General features: G+C 43.1%; 22 protein-coding genes. 5 read left to right on the top strand and 17 right to left on the bottom strand.

All coding sequences use genetic code 11. The features are described from left to right. Positions 1-231: 231 nt before the first annotated feature. Genes HMPREF0519_RS02760 through pyrF form a run of 3 tightly spaced genes read right to left on the bottom strand, consistent with a single transcriptional unit; the run spans position 232 to position 2,528 of the window. On the bottom strand, positions 232-1,179 hold the full coding sequence (locus HMPREF0519_RS02760) for a dihydroorotate oxidase (protein WP_003551778.1): 948 nt from the start codon (positions 1,177-1,179) through the stop codon (positions 232-234). After that, positions 1,166-1,819 carry an orotate phosphoribosyltransferase gene (gene pyrE, locus HMPREF0519_RS02755; RefSeq protein WP_003634428.1) on the bottom strand — a complete coding sequence of 218 codons (654 nt, stop codon included), beginning with the start codon at positions 1,817-1,819 and terminating at the stop codon, positions 1,166-1,168. Before pyrE ends, HMPREF0519_RS02760 begins: the two co-directional genes overlap by 14 nt. Then, entirely contained in the window at positions 1,809-2,528 is a 720-nt protein-coding gene (gene pyrF / locus HMPREF0519_RS02750; protein ID WP_003551774.1) for an orotidine-5'-phosphate decarboxylase, read from the bottom strand. Before pyrF ends, pyrE begins: the two co-directional genes overlap by 11 nt. 400 nt (positions 2,529-2,928) lie before the next feature. Between pyrF and HMPREF0519_RS02745 the strand changes: the two genes are divergently transcribed. The 4 genes from HMPREF0519_RS02745 to HMPREF0519_RS02730 all read left to right on the top strand — a co-directional run bounded on the left by HMPREF0519_RS02745 (position 2,929) and on the right by HMPREF0519_RS02730 (position 6,202). Continuing rightward, the gene (locus HMPREF0519_RS02745) at positions 2,929-4,170 is read left to right on the top strand and encodes an MFS transporter (RefSeq protein WP_040472637.1); all 1,242 of its coding nucleotides are present in this window, start codon (positions 2,929-2,931) and stop codon (positions 4,168-4,170) included. A 436-nt stretch (positions 4,171-4,606) separates the two neighbouring features. After that, on the top strand, positions 4,607-4,693 hold the full coding sequence (locus HMPREF0519_RS14710; protein WP_369077482.1) for a hypothetical protein: 87 nt from the start codon (positions 4,607-4,609) through the stop codon (positions 4,691-4,693). A 125-nt stretch (positions 4,694-4,818) separates the two neighbouring features. Then, on the top strand, positions 4,819-5,697 hold the full coding sequence (gene pepI, locus HMPREF0519_RS02735; protein WP_040472685.1) for a proline iminopeptidase: 879 nt from the start codon (positions 4,819-4,821) through the stop codon (positions 5,695-5,697). Positions 5,698-5,812: 115 nt separating this feature from the next. Then, positions 5,813-6,202: a tautomerase family protein gene (locus HMPREF0519_RS02730; protein WP_003634421.1), complete on the top strand. Its 390-nt coding sequence runs from the start codon at positions 5,813-5,815 to the stop codon at positions 6,200-6,202. A 115-nt stretch (positions 6,203-6,317) separates the two neighbouring features. On the opposite strand, the gene purD is transcribed toward HMPREF0519_RS02730, so the two are convergent. From purD to HMPREF0519_RS02660, 14 genes are all read right to left on the bottom strand, one after another. Next, complete coding sequence (gene purD / locus HMPREF0519_RS02725; protein WP_003634419.1) at positions 6,318-7,562, bottom strand: phosphoribosylamine--glycine ligase; 1,245 nt, start codon at positions 7,560-7,562, stop codon at positions 6,318-6,320. Between the two features lie 465 nt (positions 7,563-8,027). Further along, positions 8,028-9,557, bottom strand: a complete 1,530-nt coding sequence (purH, locus tag HMPREF0519_RS02720) for a bifunctional phosphoribosylaminoimidazolecarboxamide formyltransferase/IMP cyclohydrolase (protein WP_003634417.1) — start codon at positions 9,555-9,557, stop codon at positions 8,028-8,030. Further along, positions 9,557-10,147 carry a phosphoribosylglycinamide formyltransferase gene (gene purN / locus HMPREF0519_RS02715; protein ID WP_003557259.1) on the bottom strand — a complete coding sequence of 197 codons (591 nt, stop codon included), beginning with the start codon at positions 10,145-10,147 and terminating at the stop codon, positions 9,557-9,559. Before purN ends, purH begins: the two co-directional genes overlap by 1 nt. Next, complete coding sequence (gene purM / locus HMPREF0519_RS02710; RefSeq protein ID WP_003557257.1) at positions 10,144-11,160, bottom strand: phosphoribosylformylglycinamidine cyclo-ligase; 1,017 nt, start codon at positions 11,158-11,160, stop codon at positions 10,144-10,146. The genes purN and purM overlap by 4 nt, the downstream gene beginning before the upstream one ends. Positions 11,161-11,172: 12 nt before the next feature. Further along, complete coding sequence (purF, locus tag HMPREF0519_RS02705) at positions 11,173-12,618, bottom strand: amidophosphoribosyltransferase (protein ID WP_040472684.1); 1,446 nt, start codon at positions 12,616-12,618, stop codon at positions 11,173-11,175. Beyond that, on the bottom strand, positions 12,603-14,837 hold the full coding sequence (purL, locus tag HMPREF0519_RS02700; protein WP_003557254.1) for a phosphoribosylformylglycinamidine synthase subunit PurL: 2,235 nt from the start codon (positions 14,835-14,837) through the stop codon (positions 12,603-12,605). Before purL ends, purF begins: the two co-directional genes overlap by 16 nt. Then, the gene (gene purQ, locus HMPREF0519_RS02695) at positions 14,830-15,516 is read right to left on the bottom strand and encodes a phosphoribosylformylglycinamidine synthase subunit PurQ (protein ID WP_003634413.1); all 687 of its coding nucleotides are present in this window, start codon (positions 15,514-15,516) and stop codon (positions 14,830-14,832) included. Before purQ ends, purL begins: the two co-directional genes overlap by 8 nt. After that, a complete protein-coding gene (purS, locus tag HMPREF0519_RS02690; protein WP_003557250.1) occupies positions 15,513-15,776 on the bottom strand; it encodes a phosphoribosylformylglycinamidine synthase subunit PurS in 264 nt (87 codons plus the stop codon). Before purS ends, purQ begins: the two co-directional genes overlap by 4 nt. Continuing rightward, complete coding sequence (purC, locus tag HMPREF0519_RS02685; protein ID WP_003551730.1) at positions 15,776-16,516, bottom strand: phosphoribosylaminoimidazolesuccinocarboxamide synthase; 741 nt, start codon at positions 16,514-16,516, stop codon at positions 15,776-15,778. Before purC ends, purS begins: the two co-directional genes overlap by 1 nt. Before the next feature lies 1 nt (position 16,517). After that, positions 16,518-17,651, bottom strand: coding sequence for a 5-(carboxyamino)imidazole ribonucleotide synthase (gene purK, locus HMPREF0519_RS02680; RefSeq protein WP_003634411.1), 1,134 nt, complete (start codon positions 17,649-17,651; stop codon positions 16,518-16,520). After that, positions 17,632-18,120 carry a 5-(carboxyamino)imidazole ribonucleotide mutase gene (purE, locus tag HMPREF0519_RS02675; protein ID WP_035462365.1) on the bottom strand — a complete coding sequence of 163 codons (489 nt, stop codon included), beginning with the start codon at positions 18,118-18,120 and terminating at the stop codon, positions 17,632-17,634. Before purE ends, purK begins: the two co-directional genes overlap by 20 nt. Before the next feature lie 441 nt (positions 18,121-18,561). Beyond that, positions 18,562-19,110, bottom strand: a complete 549-nt coding sequence (locus HMPREF0519_RS02670; protein ID WP_003634409.1) for a ferritin-like domain-containing protein — start codon at positions 19,108-19,110, stop codon at positions 18,562-18,564. Between the two features lie 11 nt (positions 19,111-19,121). After that, the gene (locus HMPREF0519_RS02665; RefSeq protein ID WP_035444261.1) at positions 19,122-19,343 is read right to left on the bottom strand and encodes a heavy-metal-associated domain-containing protein; all 222 of its coding nucleotides are present in this window, start codon (positions 19,341-19,343) and stop codon (positions 19,122-19,124) included. A gap of 29 nt (positions 19,344-19,372) precedes the next feature. After that, the gene (locus HMPREF0519_RS02660; RefSeq protein WP_003634406.1) at positions 19,373-21,283 is read right to left on the bottom strand and encodes a heavy metal translocating P-type ATPase; all 1,911 of its coding nucleotides are present in this window, start codon (positions 21,281-21,283) and stop codon (positions 19,373-19,375) included. Between the two features lie 158 nt (positions 21,284-21,441). Here HMPREF0519_RS02660 and HMPREF0519_RS02655 point away from each other — a divergent pair, with 158 nt between their 5' ends. Continuing rightward, positions 21,442-22,080, top strand: coding sequence for an NAD(P)H-binding protein (locus tag HMPREF0519_RS02655; protein WP_003557238.1), 639 nt, complete (start codon positions 21,442-21,444; stop codon positions 22,078-22,080). Positions 22,081-22,359: the final 279 nt, after the last annotated feature.

Here is a 22,359-nt window from a genome sequence, read left to right as displayed (position 1 = left end):
CCAGTAATTTGGCAGATCAAATTACTGGGCCTCTCTTAATATTTTCAGTCATCATTTAAATTGATTCAAATTATTTATTCGCAAATATGGACATTCCTGTCCACTTCCATAGATGCCTCTCCACAACCATATCTTATCTACTCTTAATTAAAAAAATACACCCCGGTTATCAGGGTGCATTCAGGTTTTATTAATGGCAAACAATGATTAATTTCTGATTCTCAGAATGGTCTATAGTGTCTTCAGCTTCCCTCTGAAATCATCCAAACTCGTGTAGCCCTTTTCAGCCATAATTTCTTTTAGCTCTTTGGAGATCCGATCAAAGATTTTAACATCTTCAAAACCAAAAGCCGTTCCGATTTGAACAACATTGGCGCCACAGAGAATATGCTCAAAAACATCCCGACCGGATTTGATACCGCCAGTACCGATGATCGCAATTTCCGGCTTCAATCGAAGTCTTAAGCCACGGACGTTGGCAAGCGCGGTTGGTTTAACATAGTCGCCTCCAAGACCGCCAAAACCGCCCTTTGGTTTAAGGACAACTGATTCAGTCTCTGGATTTACAATCAGCCCGTTACCAATGGAGTTGATTGAGTTAACATAAGCAATCGGGAACTCATTCAATACGTCGGCAATTTGGTCGAATTGATGTAAGTCAAAATATGGCGGCAGCTTAATGCCGATATCTTTGGTAAAGAAGTCAAACGCTTTAGTTAAAATGTCGCGAACAGCTTCAAAATCATAGGCAATCTGTGACTCACCCTTGATATTCGGGCAGGAAAGGTTCAGCTCGGTTAAACCGTCAAACGAACTATCCTGGATTTGATGAAGCATTTCCAGGTTTTGATCAACGGACAATCCGGCAATCGACAGAATAACTTGATTGTCATTTTTCCCTTGATTTTCTTCAGCAAATTTCAAATAATAATCCAGACCGTGATTAGGTAAGCCCATTGAGTTGATACACCCAAGGGGTGTTGCTTTCATTCGAGGGCTCTCGTTTCCTTCACGTGGTTGAGGGGTTGCGCTTTTAGTCACACAACCACCAGCTGTTGAACGTAAAATCTTAGTGAGTTCATCGGTTGTTGCGCAACGGATTCCTGCAGCGTTTAATAAAACGTTGTTAAATCTATACTTGCCAATGTTGGCCTTTAAAGAGATTTTATTTTGCAGCATTTGCCTGTTCCTCCTGTTTTGTCCAGTCCCAAGGGGCTTTATGCCAAGTTGATAGTCGTGAATACTCTTCATCCGAGAACTTGTTTTCCTTGTGTCCTTGAGAAATAAGTTCCGCATAGCTCAAGAGTGGATGAAGTGTTGTATGTGCGTCCGCAAAGTTCTTGTCGGCATCCGGCATTCCATATGTAAAGACGGAAGCAACACCGATCACGTTAACGCCTTCATTTCGAACAGCCTTCACTGCTCCTAAAACACTGCCACCGGTTGAAATCAAATCATCAATCAAGACAACCTTGTCATCTTTTCCGATACGGCCCTCAATTTGTTTTCCGGCACCATGATCCTTAGGCTTGGCCCGAACGTAGATCAGCGGCAGATTCAAACGTTGTGCAACCCACGAAGCATGAGGAATACCGGCAGTCGCAACACCACCAATAACCGTTGCTTCAGGATAGTTTTTCCGAATTAATTCGGCCAACCCGTCGGCGATCATATCCCGTAACTCCGGAATTGAAATAGTCAGGCGAAAATCGGTATAAATTGGTGAAAGAATGCCACTTGCATATCGAAAAGGTTTCTTTAAATTAATACTGACGATTTTATTATCGATTAATGATTGAATGATTTTATCAGTTTGCATAATTCCACTCCTCTAACATTTTGTGATAAGCGGCTACCGGATCGTTTGAGCGAATAATCGGTCGGCCGACAACCAGAGCCGAACTGCCATATTCTGCAGCTTGTTTTGGCGTTGCGGTTCTTGATTGGTCGTCCTTGGGGAAGTTGGCCGGACGGATTCCCGGTGTTACATAAAGGAAATCATCACCGACCTGCTTCTTTAACGAGCTGACTTCCAGTGGAGAGGTAATCACACCATCGGCACCGGATTTCTTAGCTAGTTTTGCCAGGGAAACAACTTGATCAACCATATCCAATCGGCAATTTTGTTCGTTCTTCAACGCGTCTTCAGTAATTGAAGTCAACTCAGTAACGGCCAGTAATTTTGGCGTAGGGACACCGGCTTCTTCACTTCCAAGTTCCAAGCCTTCCTTGGCAGCGGCAATCATTTCCGATCCGCCCAGTGCGTGAACAGTTGTATAGGTCACACCCATCCGACCAATCTGCATCATACCCATCTTAACGGTGTTGGGAATATCCTGAAGCTTAAGATCCAAGAAAACTTTGAACCCTTTGTTAAGCAGGCTGCGAACAATTTCCGGTCCCTCGCCATAGAATAATTCCATCCCGATTTTAACGGTCATTTCTTCTCCGGTAGGAAACTTGTTGATAATCTTAAATAATCCTTCTCTATTCGCAACATCGAGCGATACAATTAGTGGTCCTCTCATGGTTAACCTCCGTTATTTTTACATAAAAAGAGCCCGGAATCATGCGATCCAATACATCCCTGCACTGAATTCTTCGCAAAATGACGGACTCTCTGATTATTTTATGTCGTCCGCTTTTGGCCTCTCTGAACCAATTTAAAGCTTTGTTACTTGTTAATTACTTTATCACGTCACGTGATTTTGTTCAAGTTGATTTTAGGGGAACTTGATATGACTAACGGATTGGCAACTTTCAACTTGGGACCATGGTTATAAAATAAAAGGGGATCATAGATCATTATTAATAATGTATTCGAACATCTATATAGTGCCGTTCTTGCATTTTCTGCCTATTCATGTCATACTGTTTTCAGCAAAAATAACGAGTGCCGGTGAGCGCTCATTTTGGAGGAACGAATATATGGAAAGTACAAATACAACCGTTACGCACAGCCGTCATTTTACCAAAAATCAGAAATGGGTGATCGCTTCAACCAGTTCTGGCTTTGCATTGGAAAATATGGATGTGCTTTTTCTATCTTTTGCAATGAGTTCAATGATCAGTCAACTTCATTTAAGCGGTGGTGCTGCTGGGTTAATTGGCTCCATCACAAATTTGGGAATGCTGTTTGGCGGCGTTTTATTCGGCCTGATCGGTGATCGATTTGGTCGCGTAAAAACCTTTACCTACACCATCTTCATCTTTGCCTTTGCAACTGCCGCCATGGCTTTTGCCAATAATATTGCCTTGATTTATGTCTTACGATTTCTGGCAGGCATCGGTGCCGGTGGTGAATACGGCGTTGGTATTTCACTGATTGCCGAATCCTTTCACAAAAATCAAATCGGCAAAATGACATCAATCGCTGCCATTGGCGGCCAGGTCGGTGCTATTCTAGCCGCAGTTGCCGCAGCGTTCATTATCCCAAATCTCGGATGGCACGCCCTGTTTCTAATCGGATTGGTACCGGTTATTCTAACCTATTTTGTCCGTCGCCATTTAACCGAAACAACCGCCTTTGTTGAAGCCAAAAGGGAAGAAACCGAATCAACGACCAGTGCCGTTTTCAAATTGATGTTCAGCTCTCCTAAACTGGCTTATCAAAGTTTTGCCCTGATGATCATGGCAACCGTACAAATTGCCGGTTATTTCGGCTTAATGAACTGGCTGCCAATCATTGTTCAAAAACAACTTGGTTTAAACGTTTCCGGTTCATCACTATGGATGATTGCAACGATTATCGGTATGAGCCTTGGTATGATGACATTTGGTTCGATTCTTGACTTCTTCGGTCCACGCCGGGCATTTGGGATCTTCCTGGTTGCCTCTGCAGGCATGGTTTATACAATCACGTTAGCCCATAGTACCCTATCACTGCTGATTATTGGCGCCATAGTTGGATTCTTCTCAAATGGGATGTTTGGCGGTTACGGTGCCGTCATCAGCCGCCTTTATCCAACGGAAATCCGTTCAACCGCAAACAATATCATTGTTAATATTGGTCGTGCAGTTGGCGGTTTCTCCTCAGTCGTGATCGGCATTTTAATGGATAACTACTCGCTTGCCGTTTTAATGGGCTTCCTATCCGTGCTCTATATCATCAGCTTCACTACTATGATGACGCTACCGGGGTTGAAGAAATTAGCTGTTAAAAATAGTTAATCCTTCTTGTCTAATAATCATTTAACTTTAAGCTTTGGCTGCTTTTTAACCAAAGTTTTTTGATTTTCTACCAAATTCATCATTATAAATTCGTTAGCTATTTGCAATGCTCTCTTTCGCTATGTATACTGATCCGAATTCAAATAAACCCCTCCAATTTGGAATTTTGGTCAAAGGCTTTTATTTTTAATGCTACCGCAACCCGCATTCAAGTATTGGATTCCGTGGCTGATTAATAATGTTCTTTTCTTTGGATACGGATTTATCACCGGCCAATGGCAGCGCTTCGCCAAATATGGCTCTGTCCATTTGGGTCTTGCACCACTAAACTCCCTCGTACACGCGATCATTATTCTTCTTGTAATGACAATTCTTCCGATTACCGCTATCGACCAGTCGGGCTCGTCGGCTTCACGATCTCAACCTCAGCAATTGGCTGATCTTATTACTTATCTTCCCTCTCGCTGGGAACCTAGTCCCTTTTATTTTGAACTTAATGCCTTCCAAAACAAATACCCATTGAGGAATTAATCAATCTGATTATTAAAGGAAACTTAGATTTCCCTAATACGCCTTGTAATCTAGTAGTATAATCGACTTCAATAAAAGATTTTTATGAAGGGATTGGGTGCTATGGACACAAACACAATCAAGATTCAAGAAGGTTATATGCCATTTCGTGGTTACAAGACATACTATCGAATTGTCGGTGAGCCAAGTGAAAATAAGGCGCCACTACTTTTAATTCACGGCGGCCCGGGATCTTCTCACAACTATTTCGAATTACTGGACGATTATGCGGCTACTGGTCGTCAACTCATTATGTACGATCAGGTAGGTTGCGGAAAATCATCGATTCCTGATGACCGCTCTGTTTATGTCAAAGAAACCTGGGCGGAAGAATTAGTTGCCCTCCGAAAATACCTGCATTTGGACAGCATCCACATGCTTGGTCAATCTTGGGGTGGGATGCTGGAAATGTTCTACCTGACCAACTACGATCAATCCGGCATTAAAAGTGTCATGATCGATGGTTCTCCTGCGTCTATTAAATTATGGATACAAGAACAGCATCGATTGATTAAATACTTAAGTTATGAAGATCGTCAGGCAATCAGTGAGGCTGAGAGGACCGGTGACTTTTCCGGGCCAAAATACCTGGCTGCCAACGACAGATATATGGAGCGCTATTGCTGGGACGATCCTGACGAAAATTCTCCCGAACCGCTAAGACGGCCGACCAACGGGAAGAAAGCAAGCTTAATTGCCGAAGGACCTAACGAGTTTACTGAGAACGGCACGATCAGTGACTTCGATGTGACGGATCAACTCAAAAACATCCATGTCCCGGTTTTAGTCACCAACGGTACCGACGATTTATGCACACCACTTATCGCAAAATCGGTGTATGATCACATTCCAAACGCTAAATGGCATCTGTTTGCCAACAGCCGCCACTTAGCGTTGCTGGATCAACATGACGAATTTATTAAAGTGATGGATAATTGGTTAAACGCACATGACTAACTAGTCACTTTCAAGTGAGCGGGATTTTTCTCAAACAAAATCCCACTCATTTTTTTAATTCGGATTAAGCTGAACGTAGTTACTTGAATACTCACAAAAGTTTGGAGGAATTATCATGCCGTTAATGCGAATCGATATGCTCAAAGGACGAACCGAAGACGAAATCAAGCGGGTTTTGGATATTTCTTATCATGTTATGCTGAAAACTTTCGGTGCGCCCAATGGTGACCGCTACCAAATCGTCACCCAACACGAACCATACGAAATACCTGTTTTGGATACCGGATTGGGCATTAAACGAACCGACAGGGTCATTATCTTCAACCTGGTCACCCGACCACGGACAACCGAGCAAAAACAGCAGTTTTATCAACAATTGGTTGATCGACTGCACGAAAAATTGGGCATGCGAAAAGAAGACATCGTTGTCAGCCTGGTTGTTAACAGCGATGAAGATTGGAGCTTCGGACTCGGGAAAGCTCAGTTTCTAACTGGTGACCTTTGATTATTTTTCCCTTTTAATAGACAAACAACAAGCCAAGCACTCCCTAAATTGGGAATGCTCGGCTTGTTGTTATATTAAAACTCTTTTTTAATTGACTTTCAGCCTAAAGACCATTCTATACCCGACTTTTTTCCAAATCCCTGAAGCCAATATCTTTTCGATAGTAGAAATCCGACAGGTTGATTTTTGCCAATTCCGCATAAACTTTATCCTGAGTGGCTTGCAACGTTGGGGCATGATCCACAATTGTAAAAATCCGGCCGCCTGAACTAAACAATTTATCATTATCGCTGGTAACGCCGGCATAAAAAATGTTATCCGGTAACGCCGGCAGTGGAATATCCTGTTGCGGTGCTTGGGGATATCCTGGAGCGGCAACCACAACGCCCAAGTAATAATTGGAGTCCTGCCACTGCATGTCCGGTAATTGATGATCAACCAGGTCCATAATAACTTGGTAAAAATCACTCTTTAGTTGGGGCAGCAGAACTTGAGTTTCAGGATCTCCCAAACGAACATTGTATTCAATGACTTTAATACCGTCATTGGTCAGCATGCAGCCGATATAAATTGTACCGGCGAACTCCAGGCCTTCATTTTTAAGACCGGCCATAGTTGGATCAACAACCGTCTTAATTGTTTCCTGCAAGATATCATCTGTGATGTGGGGAACCGGTGAATAAGCGCCCATGCCTCCACTATTTGGTCCGGTCTCACCTTCATGAATTTTCTTATGGTCTTGAGAAATCGGTAAAATCACTCGTTTGTCTCCACCAACGAAAAGCATGAGGGAAAATTCTTCCCCTTCAAGATATTGTTCGATCAAGATTTCGCCGGACTTTTCCAGCTCACTTCGAAGCAGTGGATTAACATCTGCTCGTTGGGTGACAATCGTGACACCCTTTCCGGCAGCCAAAGCATTTTCTTTAATAACCAACGGCAAAGACAAGGTTTCAGCATAGGCCGCTGCTTTGCCATAATCCGTGAAGGTTTCAAAATCAGCCGTAGGAATACCGTTTCGTTTCATGAAACGTTTGGCAAACGTTTTGTCGCTTTCAAGGCAGGCAGACGCCTGACCGGGGCCAAAGACTTTCAAACCGCGTTTTTGCAATGTATCAACCGCACCCATTGCCAACGGGACTTCCGGGCCAACAAATGCCAAATCGATTTGATGACTTTCAGCAAAATCGCCCAATGTCTTAAAATCGGTTTCATCAATTGCCGCACGGTGAATGCCATCTTTCTTCATCCCTGGATTTCCGGGTGCACAATAAACATTTTCAACCTGGGGACTCTTCATAAATGTTGCCGCGATCGTATGCTCACGCGCGCCTGATCCAATAACAAGAACGTTTGCCAATTTTATCTCTCCTTTATTTGACTATGTAACCAAGAAACGCGAACCTTCTTGGTTGAAATGCTTTGCTTCAAATGCTAACTGCTTTGTTTCGCACACTTTTTTAGGACTGCTCCGCTAACCACAAGCCTGCATGTAAACCAACAGCCATCAAATTCCAAAATCGGGAATTTGCCGCCTGCCAGCTTACACTCCGGCTTGTCCTGGGTTAGCCCTGCACACTGTTTTAGGACTGCTCCTCAAAGCAGCACCACGCCACGTAAGGGATCAAATTGAAAAATCCAAATACGGGATTTCCCAATTTGACGCCTTACGCTCTGGGTGCTAACCGCTTTGTTTCGCACACTTCTTTAGGACTGCTCCTCAAAGCAACATTTTACATATAAGGGATAAATCTTAACAATCCAACCCCAGGATTTCCAAGATTCACGCCTTATATTCCAAATGTTAACCGCTTTGTTTCGCACACTAATGTCTAAAGTGTCTTACTCCCGTTGTGACCATAGCAATGCCGTACTTATCGGCCATAGCAATCGAGTCTTTATCCCGAATACTGCCACCCGGTTGGATAATTGCTTTGATATCGTGTTGAGCAGCATACTCAACACAGTCGTCCATCGGGAAGAAGGCATCGGAGGCCATAATCGCATGCTCGTAGCCATCTTTTGGCATTGCCTTTTGAATAGCAATCTTGGCTGAATCAATCCGATTTGGCTGACCCATTCCAACACCCAATGTTTTAGTATCAGTTGTAACAACCACCGCATTACTCTTAACGAACTTAACAATGTGTTGACCGAATTGGAGCGCTTTTAACTGTTGTTCAGTCGGTTGCGCATTGGTAACCACCTTAAAATCAGGGATTTGATCGATTTGATGATCGGATTCTTGGATTAACATCCCGCCACTGACCGAAATGGTTTCAAAGCGGTCCGGTTGGTCACGGTGACTCAAATCAGCTTGAAGTAAACGGATATTCTTCTTTTTGGCTAGAATCTCGAAAGCTTCATCCGTAAACGATGGTGCAATAATAATTTCCAAGAAAATCTTGTGCATTTTTTCAGCAGTTTGCGCATCAATTTCACGATTGACGGCAATGATACCTCCAAAGATTGACATTGGGTCGGACTCATAGGCTTCATCCCAAGCCTGACTAATATTATCGGCAGTGCCGACACCGCATGGATTCATATGTTTCATTGCCACAACACACGGATCGTCAAATTCACTGACCATGTTTAAGGCAGCATTTGCATCCTTAATGTTGTTAAATGACAATTCCTTTCCGTGAAGTTGCTTGGTAATCATAGACAGCTTTGAAGGAATTGGATCACGGTAGAAAGCAGCTTTTTGATGACTGTTTTCACCGTATCGAAGACTTTGTTGCTTCTCGTAGGTCAATGTCAATTGATCCGGGAATTCCTCTTCGGTTAAGTAGTTTGAAATAATGGCATCATAGGCAGCTGTGTGTCTGAAGACTTTTGCTGCCAAGTGTTTTCTAAACGCATTGTCGTCACTGTGAGCTTTAAGTGCGTCAATCACTGGTTGATAATCATTAGGATCAACAATTGTTAAAACATCGGCAAAGTTCTTGGCTGCGGCCCGTAACATGGAAGGCCCGCCAATATCAATTTGTTCAATTGCTTGGGCTTCGGTTGTCTCCGGCTTTTCAATGGTCTGTCTGAAGGGATAAAGATTAACTGCCACCAAATCAATCGGCGTAATTCCGGCATCCTTTAACTGCTTCATGTGATCCGGGTCATCCCGTTTAGCCAATAAACCGGCATGAATCTTTGGATGAAGGGTCTTTACCCGGCCATCCAGCATTTCAGGAAAACCGGTGACTTCTTCAACACCCGTAACGTCAACACCGCCGGCTTCCAATACTTTTTTGGTACCACCGGTTGAAACGATTTCGAAATCCAAATCTTTCAACAGTTTTGCAAAATCAACCAAATTCGTTTTATCGGAAACACTTAACAGAGCTGTTCTAGCCATTATGATATTTCTCCTCTTTCTAATAGTTGTTTGACTACCTCTGGATATAATTGATGTTCGGTAGCGTGAATTCGCTGCTCAAGTTCACTCAGCTTATCATCTTTATACACTGGCACCATCCGTTGTGCAATCACTTTTCCGGAATCGATTCCGGAGTCAACCCAGTGAATAGTGACACCTGTTTCGTCAACACCGGCCTGATAAGCATCTTCAATCCCGTGACGGCCCGGAAATTTAGGTAACAAGGCCGGATGGATATTCACAATTTTTCCTTCATAAGTCGCTAACAGGGTTGGCCCGATAATTCGCATGTAGCCGGCCAACAGGATAAAATCGATCTTTTCGTCCGCCAGTTTCTTGGCAATGACCCTCTCAGCGGCCGCTTTATCGGGATAATCTTTAAAGTTGATCACAAAAGTCGGCACATTTTCTTTTTTAGCCCGATTCAAAACGTTGGCTTTGCGGTGATCACATACCAATAAGGTCACATTAATCGGTAAGCCTTCCTTCTTAAACGACTCACAGAGCGCGGTGAAATTAGTCCCTTCACCTGAAGCAAAAATGGCGATTCTTTTAACGTCTGGTTTCATAACAAATCCTCTCGAATCACAACTTTTTTTGAACCGGAAACCAATTTACCGACTTGGTAAACCGTCTCGCCGGCTTTTTCCAATTCGGCCTTTACACGATCCACATCTGTCGGATGAATGGCCAATACCATTCCAAGTCCCAAATTAAACGTCTGTTTCATGTCATTAAATGACAAGTGGTCGATTTTTTGTAAATTCGTCATGATGGCTGGTACCTGCCAACTATTCAGGTTGAATGCTGCATCCAAATGGTCAGGTAAAATCCGACCGACATTTTCAATCAGTCCCCCACCGGTAATATGCGCAATTGATTGAATTAATCCCTGTTCAATCAACGGCAAAACCGATTTGACATAAATTCGAGTTGGTCGCAGTAACTCATGCTTTAGATCCAATTGACAACCTGGTAATGTCTCATCCAATGAATAGTGGTTTTGTTTGAACAAAATATCTCGTACCAAGCTAAAGCCGTTGGAATGCAGGCCGTTGGAGGCCAAGCCCAGCAAAACATCGCCTTCTCGGAGATTGTCCGATTTCAATAGTTTATCCTGATCGGCGATCCCAACGGTAAAACCGGCCAAATCATAGTGACCATGCTGATACATATCCGGCATTTCAGCCGTTTCGCCGCCAACCAATTTTGCATCAGCTTGAGAAACACCATCAACAACACCGGTTAAAATGGCTTTTGCCTCAGATTGGTTCAAATGACCGGTTCCCAAATAATCAAGGAAAAAAAGAGGTTTAGCGCCCTGTGCCAACACATCATTCACACACATGGCAACCAGATCAACCCCAATTGTGTCATGTATGCCGGCCTTAATTGCAATTAATAATTTGGTACCAACACCATCGGTTCCAGACACTAAAACCGGATTCTGATAATGACCCAAACTCAATGGAAACATGCCGCCAAAGGCCCCCAGCGCATCGTTATGAGATAACTGTTTAATTTCATCAACCAATTTATACCCGGCGTTAATATCAACACCGGCTTTTTTATAGGCATCCATTTTATTTCCCTCTCATCCCATTTTTGCGGCGTGTAATTGAGCCTGATCACGATCATACTCTCTTTGATAATCATAAAGCGGCGTTGGGTATTTGCCATCAAAGTATGCGACACAAAGACCCTTATTAGGCGCAGTGGTTTTCAAGTTAACCGCTTCGATTAAACTTTCCACACTCAAGAATCCCAGTGAGTCAGCATCAAAGATCTGACGCATTTCTTCAATTGTATGATTGGCAGCAATCAGCTCACTGACGTGTTGAATATCAATTCCATAAAAGCATGGGTAGCGAAGCGGCGGTGACGCAATTCGCAAATGAACCGAAGCGGCCCCGGCATCCTTCAATAATTTAACAATCCGGCGACTGGTGGTTCCACGAACAATTGAGTCGTCAACCAAGACAACCCGCTTGCCTTTCACAACACCCTTAACTGCTGAAAGTTTCATATTGACACCCTGCTCACGTAATTCCTGAGTGGGTTCAATAAACGTTCGTGCCGAATACTGATTCTTCACAAGTCCCATTTCATAAGGCAAACCTGCTGCCTCGGCAAAACCCATCGCTGCTGACAGTGACGAATTTGGCACACCTGTCACAATATCGGCATCTGCCGGCTGTTCCTTGGCCAAAATTTCTCCCATCCGCTTACGGGCGGAATGAACATTGACCCCATAAATATCGGAATCCGGACGGGCAAAATAAATAAATTCCATTGAACAAATTGATAACTGTGTGTCATCGGTATATTGATCAATCGTAATCCCGGTATCATCAATTTTGATTAATTGGCCAGGTTGGACATCAAATTTAAACTTGGCACCAACTGCTTCCAGCGCGCAGGTTTCACTGCAGACGACATAAGCACCGTTGGGCAATTGGCCAACAACCAATGGTCGAAAACCGTTTGGATCAAGAGCAGCGTACAGTCGATCCTTTGTGATAATCAGATAGGCAAAGCCACCCTTGATGATATTCAAGGCTTCCTTTACCTGATCATCCAAATCAGGCGCCTGACTCAAGCGAATCAAATGCATCAGGTTCTCGGTATCGGAACTTGAATGATAGATGGCCCCACGATCCTCCAACTGCTTTCGAATTGAAATAGCGTTGGTCAGATTGCCGTTATGGGCTAATGCAAACTGGGTATCACTGAAATTGAATGGCAACGGTTGGATATTTTCCAACAAGTTACTACCGGCCGTGGAATAACGGACATGTCCGATTGCGGCATTTCCGTCAAGATCTGCGACTGCATTTGGTGAGTCAAAAACATCGGTTAACAGACCAAAGCCGCGCTTGGTACGCAACTCACCATCATTATTAACGGTAATGCCGGCGCCTTCCTGACCACGATGCTGAAGGGCAAACAGGCCAATGTAAGTTAAGCGTGCGGCATCCGGTGTTCCCCAAACGCCAAAGATGCCGCATTCTTCATTTAAACTCTTTACTTCAGGCTGCATGGCAGTGCTCCCTTCCAAAGGTGAAATGCATCATCAACATCCATATCAAAGTAACCATCAGCTGCGGAAACAAATAAATGATTATCGTCAGTGACTTTTCCCAAACAATCGGCATTTTCACCCATCAACTTTTCAAACGCATCCTGATTTTCAGATGCAATTGACACAATAAATCGTGACTGGCTTTCCGAAAAGAATCGATCGACAGGCAAGTCGCTGGTGAGATCAACCCCGAGTTGATTGCCGAAGGTACTTTCGGCAACTGCCGTAATCAGGCCGCCCTCTGAAATATCATGGGCACTGTGTACCAAATCATTTTGGATGGCGTCGATCACTAATTGTTGCATTTGGGCTTCGTAGTCCAAGTCAAAATCAAATAGTTTTCCGGAAATCTTACCGGTCTGCATTTTTTGAATTTGAGAGCCGTTAAATCCGTTTCCTGTTCGACCGACAACGTAAACTAGGTCACCTGCCTGTTTAAAGTCCTGGGTCGTCACATGCTTCAACCCCTTGATCAAGCCAACCATGCCAACCATTGGCGTTGGATAAATCGGGACGTTATCGTATTCATTATTCAGTGAGACATTTCCTGAAATAACCGGTGCATTGAATTTCTCGCAGGCATCGCTCATCCCCATAACCGCTTGATCCAATTCGTAAAATTGATCCGGCTTTTCGGGATTGCCAAAGTTCAGGCAATCAGTAATGCCAAGTGGGACAGCTCCTGAAGCAACGATGTTTCGAGCTGCTTCGGCAACTGCCATTTGGCCACCAATCCGAGGGTTCAAGTAAAGATAGCGGCCATTGACATCGGTCGTCATTGCCAAGGCTTTATCATAATGACGAACCCGTACAACCGCGGCATCCGATCCCGGTGCCACCACCGTATTTGTTTGAACCTGTGTATCATATGTTTGATAAATACTTTCTTTTGAAGCAATCGTTAACTGCGTCAACATCTGTTTTAAAGTCGCTGTTGGATTTTTAATTTCGGGCACAAATTGTTTGGTATCGGAATCTTTTAAATGCGCCGGCACTTCGGATTCTCGGTGATAAACCGGTGCTTGAGAAGCCAATGAATCAACCGGAACGTCTGCGACAACGTTACCGTGCTGCAGCAATTGATAATGATCGCCTTCCGTCACATGGCCGATCACAACTGCATCAACACCATGATCGTCAAAAACGGTCAAGACTTCATCTTCATGGCCGGCCTTTACGCAAAGCAGCATTCTTTCCTGTGACTCTGACAGCATAAGTTCAAATGGCGTCATGTCGGCTTCACGTTGCGGTACCAAATCAAGGTCAAGAACCATGCCGTTACCGCCGGCTTTAGAGCCCATTTCAGCTGATGATGATACTAATCCGGCTGCTCCCATATCCTGAATACCGACCAGTGAATCCGAATGATTATTAATAACATCCAGGCAAGCTTCCATAACCAATTTTTCAGTAAAGGGATCCCCAACCTGAACAGCCGAACGCTGGCTTTCATGTTCGGAATCAAATTGGAACGAAGCAAATGAAGCACCGTTTATACCGTCACGACCGGTTTTGGCACCCACATACACAATGCTGTTGCCGGCACCGGCTGCAGCGCCGACTTCAATCTTATCGAGGTCCATCAAGCCAACACACATGACGTTAACCAATGGATTGTGTTCATAAGCATCGTCGAAAGTCGTATCACCGCCAACGGTTGGTACCCCGATACAATTACCGTAAGAGCTGATTCCCGCTACGATTTGAGAAATAAAGTAACGGTCCTCATCGGTTTTAGGTGTACTGAAACGCAGACTGTCAAGACAGGCAATCGGCCGGGCACCCATTGAAAAAATATCCCTTAAGATACCGCCGACACCGGTTGTAGCACCTTGAAAGGGCTCTACGGCTGAAGGATGATTGTGACTTTCTGCTTTAAAAACGACCCCCTGGTTATCGCCGATATCAATAATGCCGGCGCCCTCGCCAGGCCCCTTCACAACATGTTCGCCCTTGGTATAGAACTTCTTTAATACAGGTTTAGAGTTCTTATAGGAACAATGTTCGCTCCACATGCCAGAAAAAAGGCCAACTTCTGTGTAATTTGGTAACCGGTGTAAAACGTCATCCTTGATCAACTGATATTCGTGATCCGACAACCCCATTGACTGATACAATTTTTGATCCCTGATTTGTTCCGGCGTTGCCTCCACCGGTTGATTCATCACTTTATCCATGAGCGACTACCTCTCGACTTTTTACATAGTTAATAATTGACTGAAAAATACCAATGCCATCGCTTGATCCCAAGATATCTTCAACGGCTCGTTCCGGATGGGGCATCATACCCAGGACGTTTCCGGCTTTATTGGTAATTCCGGCAATGTTGGCGACGCTTCCGTTGGGATTGTTTCGATATTTAAAAATAATCTGATCATTGGCAATCAACCGCTTTAAAGTCTCCTGATCACAGTAATAATTACCATCTCCATGAGCAATCGGCAGGTTGATAATTTGTGCCAACTTAAAAGCTGAAGAAAATAGTGAACCAGCATTATTAACGACCAGCGGTTCTGTCTGACAGATAAATTTGGCTGAAACATTTTTTTGGAGGCTGCCGGGCAATAACCCGGCTTCCGTTAAAATCTGAAATCCGTTGCAAATTCCCAGAACCGGTCGACCACTTTTGGCAAATTCCTGAAGTGCCGGAATAATTGGTGAGAAGCGGGCAATCGCACCACTGCGAAGATAATCTCCGTATGAAAAGCCGCCGGGAATTAAGACAGCGTCAAAGCCTTCTAATGAGTTCTTCTTGTAAGAAACCAATTCAACTTCCTCATTCATAATGTCTTGAATCGCGTAGTACAGATCCATTTCACAGTTGGAACCTGGGAACGCAAGGATTGCAAATTTCATTGAGCAGCCTCCGTTTCAGTAATGTCATAATGATAATTTTCCATGTTATAGTTAGCCAGCATCTTATCGCAGATATCGTTAATTTCCTTATTCAAGTCGTCGCGTGAAATGCCGTCGGCAACGGTAATTTCAAAATATTTACCAAGTTTTAGATCATTGACATTGTCGTATCCCAAACGGCCGAGTGCCTTCTGAATGGCTTGTGCCTCAGGATTTAAAATTGATTTTTTATAGTTAACGTATACTTTTACCAAAGCCATTATTGAACATCCTCCACTTTTTCCAAGCGCCCCAGCAGCTCTTTATAGACAGGCACCAATGCACCAAGCCCTTTTCTAAAGACATCTTTATCAAGCGACTTCTTGGTTGTGCGATCAATTAAGCGACAGCTGTCTGGTGAAATCTCATCTGCCAAAATCAACTGACCATCACTGGTCATACCAAATTCAACTTTGAAATCAACCAAATCAACATTCATTTCGGAAAAGATCTCTTTCAAGCGATCATTGACCTTTAAAGCAATGTCACGGATTTTTTTCATTTGATCCTCGGTTGCTACATTAAGCGCTTCGGCATCAAAATCATTAATAAAGGGATCGTCAAGCTCGTCACTCTTGTAGAAAAACTCGGTAACCGGCTTTTCAAATGCCATTAGATGTTCGACGCCATACCGTTTTTCAAAACTGCCTGAAGCAAAATTTCGAACGACCGTTTCCAACGGAATGATTTTGACCCGCTTAACCAATTGGTTGTTAGCATCCAATTGCTTGATAAAGTGATTTTCAATGCCGTGCTTTGCCAAGTCCGTAAAAATTAACGATGAAATTTCACAGTTGGTCTGGCCTTTTCCCTGCATCTGAACTTTTTTCTTACCATTAAAAGCCGTTACTTGATCCATGTAATGAACCCACATGATGTCGGGATCATTTGTGGTAAACATTTCTTTGGCTTTACCTTTGTACAATAAATCTTTCTTTTCGATATCAGCAATTTCAGTCATTTTAATTTTCTCCCTTTAACATGTCGGTTGATTTCAGTAACTGGTCGATGTCATCACCTAGAACGGTCACATGACCCATTTTGCGTTGTGGTCGAATTTCCGCTTTTCCGTAATCGTGGAAATGCCATTCCGGATGCTCTTTAAGCAGGTTCCTTGCAAGCGTTAAGTCGGCACCAAGCAGGTTTCTCATAACAGCCGGCTTCTCTTGTGCAATTTGAGGAATCGGCAATCCACAAATGCTTCTGATATGTGCTTCAAATTGTGAAATGTTGCAGGCTTCAATGGTGTAATGGCCTGAATTATGTGGGCGGGGTGCCAACTCGTTAACCATCAAATCCTTGTCATCAATGACGAAGAGTTCAATACCGAGCACACCGTACAAATCAAGTTTATTGGCAATAGTTTCTGCATAGTCATGGGCTTTTTGATGAATGGTTTTTGAGAACCGGCCGGGAGCGATCGTTGTATGAAGAATGTGATTCTTATGTCGATTTTCAACCAATGAAAATGTGATCACCTTGCCGTTGACATCCCTTGTAACCATCACCGATGCTTCGGCAATAAAGGACTGGCGGGCTTCAAGAATGCATTGGGCTTTCCCATAAAGTTCAACGGCCTTTTCAATATCTTGAGGGCTGTTAATATCCATTTGACCGTGACCATCATAACCGCCCGACACGGTTTTCAGGATTGCCGGATAACCGACTTCTTTTATGGCATCTGTCATAGATGCTTCATCTGAAACAGCCGCAAAGTTGGTTACCGGAATACCGGCTTGGCGAAGAAAGTTTTTTTCGTTTAAACGTTCGCCGGTGATGTGCAGTAAGTCCACACCCTGTGGGAGTTCGGCCACTTTTTTAGCTTTTAGCAGCGCATCTTCATCCACATTTTCAAATTCATAGGTTAAAACGTCGCTTTTATCGGCTAATTCCATCAGTGAGTCAACGTCATCGTATTCAGCCACAATCTGAAAGTCGGCAACCTGACTGGCAGGTGCCTGAGGCGTTGGATCTAGAATACCGACTTTGTATCCCATTGATTTGGCAATCAACGCCATCATCTGTCCGAGTTGCCCACCACCAACAATGCCGATGGTTGCCGGTGGCAAAAGTGTTTTAATCGAATTGCTGCTCACTGTTTTTGGCCTCCACTCGTTGTTCGTGTTTTAAATCTAAAAGTTTCTGTTGAATTGCTTGATCTTCAACTCCCAAAATCTGGGCGGCTAACAAGGCAGCATTCTTTGCGCCGGATTCGCCTATACTCACAGTAGCCACGGGGGCACCAAATGGCATTTGAACAATTGAAAGCAAGGAATCAACACCATTTAATGTTCGGGTTTTAATTGGTACACCGATGACAGGCAGCGTTGTGTTTGCGGCGATCATTCCCGGCAAATGGGCAGCCCCACCGGCACCTGCAATGATAACTTTCAAGCCTTTATTTCGTGCCGATTTTCCAAATGCTTGAAGTTCATCGGGCATTCGATGTGCTGAAATGACGTGCTTCTCATACGAGATTCCCAAGTTATCCAATTGCTGACAGGCCAATTTCATTGTTGGCCAATCCGAGATTGATCCCATTGCAACCCCGACGATGTTTGCCATCATAACCACTCACCTTTTAAATTATTTTGTGTCTAAATAATACTTAACAATTAAGTGAAAGTCAATATCTAAAGTTCGTGTTTTACTGTATATTTCCGACTAAAAATTTATATTGTGTAAAATTGTTCGCTTTTACTTAAAACAATGATATCATTTAGCATTTATTTTAGTTGGTTGATAATAGAACAGCTATAAAGCAGGAAACGCGAACCGGTTTTGTAACTTTAATTTAATCGTTCGTGTATAAGGCAATTTTGTTTTGATGCGGTTTTTGTTTTTAGGCAAAACTGCAAAACTAATGATCTAAAGTGAAATTATGATATAAGTTCTACAAAATCATTACAAATTGTGTCAAATAAGTTGCCTTACAAAAAAGGATCCTTCACGACTCTTTGATCATAGAGTCATTAAGGATCCTTCTTCGATACACCTTCAATTTAATCAATCTTCATCGTCTTCTTCATCCAGTCCTTCCCTCGGCGTCTTACCCAAGAGTGCCTGTAAGAAAGCAATGTTATGATTATTTTCACCCAATAACGTAGTAAGATGCTGTGCCAAAACGGGACGATCTTCTTTTTCCGCCAATTTAATTGCCCGGGTTACAAAGAGGTTCGATGTATCGTAGTCATGAACCAAATCATCGACCAGCCAGTCGGCATTCTGATACTTGTTTCGCCCATTTTCCTGAAGCATGGCATATTCAGTGAATTCCTTTTGAGTCGTCGGCGTCAACAGCGCCTCATCAATCAAAACACTTCCCATAGTATCTTTTTGACGATAGGCCTGCTGCAATAAATCGGCTATCGTTTGCTTCAGTGAGGCTGCATTCATCCCCTTAACATACCATTTGGTCTGCTGCAGCTTATCAGCCAGGACCACCAGATTTGACACAATGTGGCCGGTCATTGCCCCGGCGGTTGGCGTATGGTGATCAAGATCCGCTTGCTTAACTTCTGCTTCATACAATTTTTCCGATGTTTGCGTTGTCATTTTAGTCACTCCTACTTAACTTTCATTGATTTAACTTCATAGCCCAGGTCAGTCACGGTGTTTGATAATTGATCTGCAGAAATCCGATCCGCATCAAATTCGGCTTTGACTTTGGCAGCGTTAAACAAAACCTTAACAGTCTCCACGCCTGCTTGTTTCTCCAACGCACCTTGGATCTTTTGCATACATGACGGGCATGATAATGCATCTAATTGTAAAATTGCTTTACTCATTTTAACGACCTCCGTTTTTCTTTCTATAATTAAGATAACTTAACTCGGCTCTCAGTTACTTGATCTACATCAATTTTTGGTAATTTTGTTTGATATTGAATGAGTCGCATGGCGTTAAAAATAACAACCAGAATACTGGCCTCGTGAACCAGCATGCCGCTAGCCATATAGATATAGCCTGCTATCAACCCGATGAGCAGGAATACAACCGTTCCAACCGCAATAATGATATTTTCTTTCGTATTTAACACTGTCTTTTTAGCCAAGCCAAAAGCATGAACCAACTCATCGAATCCGGAAGACATCAGAACAACATCGGATGTTTCAACCGCAACATCGGTGCCGCTTCCCATCGCAATGCCAATGTCCGCAGTGGCAATCGATGGACTGTCATTAATACCGTCACCAACAAAGGCGACTTTTTGATCCTCGTTTTGAAATTGCTTAACAAAAGTGACCTTTTGCTCCGGGAGCAAATCTGCATGCAACTCATCAATTTGCAACTGTTTGGCAACTGCTTGGGCCGTCAATTGATTATCCCCAGTCAGCATCACTGTTTTTTTGACACCCATTTTTTTCAATTGTTGTAAGCTTTCCTTGACGCCGGTTCGAACGACATCTGAGATACCAATAATCACTTGAACAGAATGATTCACGGCCACAATCACCGAAGAACTTCCCTGTCGCTGAATGGCATGCAGATCGTCCAACTGTTTGGTCGATAACTCAATCCGGTTATCCGCCATTAACCGTTGGTTACCGATTAATACCCGTTCTTGATTCACAAGGGCATTAATGCCGCGACCTTTAATCGTATTGCTGGACGTAACCGATATATCTGAAAAATCAAGATGCTTTGATTGGACGAAATCAACCACTGCTTTAGCCAGAGGATGATCGGACTGACTTTCAACCGCCGCTGCCACCAATAATCCTTTTTCGTCATCACTGTAAGTGTGAAAATGGGTTACGGCCGTTTTGCCTTCAGTCAGTGTCCCGGTTTTATCAAAGATAATCGTATCTACGTGACTCAATGTGTTCATCACGTCGCCACCTTTAACCAAAACACCATGTTTGGCACCATTACCAATTCCGGCAACGTTTGACACCGGGGCACCTATTACCAAAGCACCGGGGCATCCTAATACCAATACCGTTATTGCTAAACGAAAATCAGAAAAAATGATACCGACAAGTGCCGCAATGATTAAAACGGCTGGTGTATAATAGGTCGCAAATCGATCAATAAACTTTTCAGCTGGGGATTTAGTATCCTGCGCATTTTCAACCAATTCAACTATTTTGCCAAAGGTTGTGTCATCGCCAACTTTGGTGGCTTGAACTTTTAACGTCCCGTTATCCAAAATAGTACCTGAATAAACCGAATCCCCACTGGTTTTAGAAACTAATTTTGCTTCGCCGGTAATACTGGCTTCGTTAACATGACCGGATCCTGAAACAATTCGACCGTCAACCGGCACCTGAGCACCTGTCTTAACCAATACGACGTCACCCGTGTCTACAAGGTCAACATCCGTTTCTTCGATTTGATCATGTTCACCAATGACAAGGGCCGTTGTTGGTGCCATTTCAGTCAAGTCTTTAATAGAATGTCGAGTCTTTGCCAATGTCTTATTTTCCAAGAAAGTTCCAAAAAGAAATAGGAATGTGACGATGGCCGACTCATTGTATTCACCAATAATGAATGCCCCAACAACTGCAATACTGACCAACAGTTCAATACTGATTGTTTTAAATCGCAAAGCTGAGAATGCTCTTAGAACAATGGGAACCGCCGAAATAATGGAAGCTAAGATAAATGACCACGTATATAACCACCCTATCTTGGTGATGAGCCCCAATAAGCCAATACCGATTAAAGCTGCCGTTATTAATGTAATTTGATTAATATGTTGATTAATAAAGCGTTGAAATTTCATTTAAATTTCTCCTCCCCGATATGATACATTTAGTATATGGGGATTTTAGATTTAAATAATTGATGCAGATCAAGAATTCAATCTTTTCTAAGACTTTTCTTTCATTATGTGGGTCATAACCGATATACTAAACATAGAAAGCTTAAAGGAGGACAAACATGAAAATTATCGTCATCGGTGCCACCGGTCGGGTTGGCAAGCAAGTTGTTTCAAAGTTGGCTGAAAACAAGAGCGATCAAGTTCTTGCGGGTGCCCGTAAACCTGAAAATATCGAAAAGGGCTCTAATATCAAACCTTTCAAGATTGATTTACACGACACTAAAGACAACATCCTAAAGGTGTTGCCGGAAGCTGACGCATTGATCTTTACTGCTGGTTCCGGCGGTAAAGATCTTCTGCAGGTTGACTTGAATGGTGCCGTTAAAGTCATGATAGAGGCGGCTAAACGCGGAATCGACCGCTTTGTTATGCTGAGCTCCAAGGGATCTTTGACCCCTGATTCATTTAGCGGCGACAATCCGTCCCCACTTGCAAATTATCTAATTTCTAAACATTTTGCCGATCTTTGGTTAATTAAGAATACAGCCTTGGATTACACGATTCTTCAGCCAACAACTCTGACAGAAACCCCAGGTTCCGGTAAAGTAAGTTTAGGTGAATATACCAAGAACGAAAATAGCATCGAGAACGTGGCGGATGTACTTGCAGAAATTGTTAAAGATGATCATACCATTGGCAAAATTCTTCCAATGAGCGACGGTGCAACGCCAATTACAGATGCAGTTGCCGAAGTTTAAGCCTTAAACAAACAGTTATCCTATTTGAATTAGGATAACTGTTTTTGTAATGTTTGTCATATTATATGACATCTGCCGGTTAATCACTAAAATAAATTTTAGCTTTTTCTGTAATTTTCAAATTGCTTTTTAACAGGCTTTTGAGCCCGGTTCCGTTTTTAATACTCTTAAAATTAAATAAGAATGTTTCTAACAAATACTAGACGGTTTGCATTGATAATGTTAGAATTTATGACATTAAATAAAAAGACTTGTGGTCAGAAGTCAAGTAGGTGATGG

This window comes from Lentilactobacillus hilgardii DSM 20176 = ATCC 8290, assembly GCF_000159315.1.
Lineage (GTDB): Bacteria > Bacillota > Bacilli > Lactobacillales > Lactobacillaceae > Lentilactobacillus > Lentilactobacillus hilgardii.
Note: the sequence above shows the minus strand (reverse complement) of the source record. Positions and strands in the feature narration are given on the sequence as shown.

Bases quoted from the DNA above. Each gene is read 5' to 3' on its own strand.
- HMPREF0519_RS02760 (WP_003551778.1), bottom strand. From the start codon at position 1,179: ATGCTGCAAAATAAAATCTCTTTAAAGGCCAACATTGGCAAGTATAGA.
- pyrE (WP_003634428.1), bottom strand. From the start codon at position 1,819: ATGCAAACTGATAAAATCATTCAATCATTAATCGATAATAAAATCGTC.
- pyrF (WP_003551774.1), bottom strand. From the start codon at position 2,528: ATGAGAGGACCACTAATTGTATCGCTCGATGTTGCGAATAGAGAAGGA.
- HMPREF0519_RS02745 (WP_040472637.1), top strand. From the start codon at position 2,929: ATGGAAAGTACAAATACAACCGTTACGCACAGCCGTCATTTTACCAAA.
- HMPREF0519_RS02730 (WP_003634421.1), top strand. From the start codon at position 5,813: ATGCCGTTAATGCGAATCGATATGCTCAAAGGACGAACCGAAGACGAA.
- purH (WP_003634417.1), bottom strand. From the start codon at position 9,557: ATGGCTAGAACAGCTCTGTTAAGTGTTTCCGATAAAACGAATTTGGTT.
- purN (WP_003557259.1), bottom strand. From the start codon at position 10,147: ATGAAACCAGACGTTAAAAGAATCGCCATTTTTGCTTCAGGTGAAGGG.
- purM (WP_003557257.1), bottom strand. From the start codon at position 11,160: ATGGATGCCTATAAAAAAGCCGGTGTTGATATTAACGCCGGGTATAAA.
- purF (WP_040472684.1), bottom strand. From the start codon at position 12,618: ATGCAGCCTGAAGTAAAGAGTTTAAATGAAGAATGCGGCATCTTTGGC.
- purL (WP_003557254.1), bottom strand. From the start codon at position 14,837: ATGGATAAAGTGATGAATCAACCGGTGGAGGCAACGCCGGAACAAATC.
- purQ (WP_003634413.1), bottom strand. From the start codon at position 15,516: ATGAAATTTGCAATCCTTGCGTTCCCAGGTTCCAACTGTGAAATGGAT.
- purS (WP_003557250.1), bottom strand. From the start codon at position 15,776: ATGGCTTTGGTAAAAGTATACGTTAACTATAAAAAATCAATTTTAAAT.
- purC (WP_003551730.1), bottom strand. From the start codon at position 16,516: ATGACTGAAATTGCTGATATCGAAAAGAAAGATTTATTGTACAAAGGT.
- purE (WP_035462365.1), bottom strand. From the start codon at position 18,120: ATGGCAAACATCGTCGGGGTTGCAATGGGATCAATCTCGGATTGGCCA.
- HMPREF0519_RS02670 (WP_003634409.1), bottom strand. From the start codon at position 19,110: ATGACAACGCAAACATCGGAAAAATTGTATGAAGCAGAAGTTAAGCAA.
- HMPREF0519_RS02665 (WP_035444261.1), bottom strand. From the start codon at position 19,343: ATGAGTAAAGCAATTTTACAATTAGATGCATTATCATGCCCGTCATGT.
- HMPREF0519_RS02660 (WP_003634406.1), bottom strand. From the start codon at position 21,283: ATGAAATTTCAACGCTTTATTAATCAACATATTAATCAAATTACATTA.
- HMPREF0519_RS02655 (WP_003557238.1), top strand. From the start codon at position 21,442: ATGAAAATTATCGTCATCGGTGCCACCGGTCGGGTTGGCAAGCAAGTT.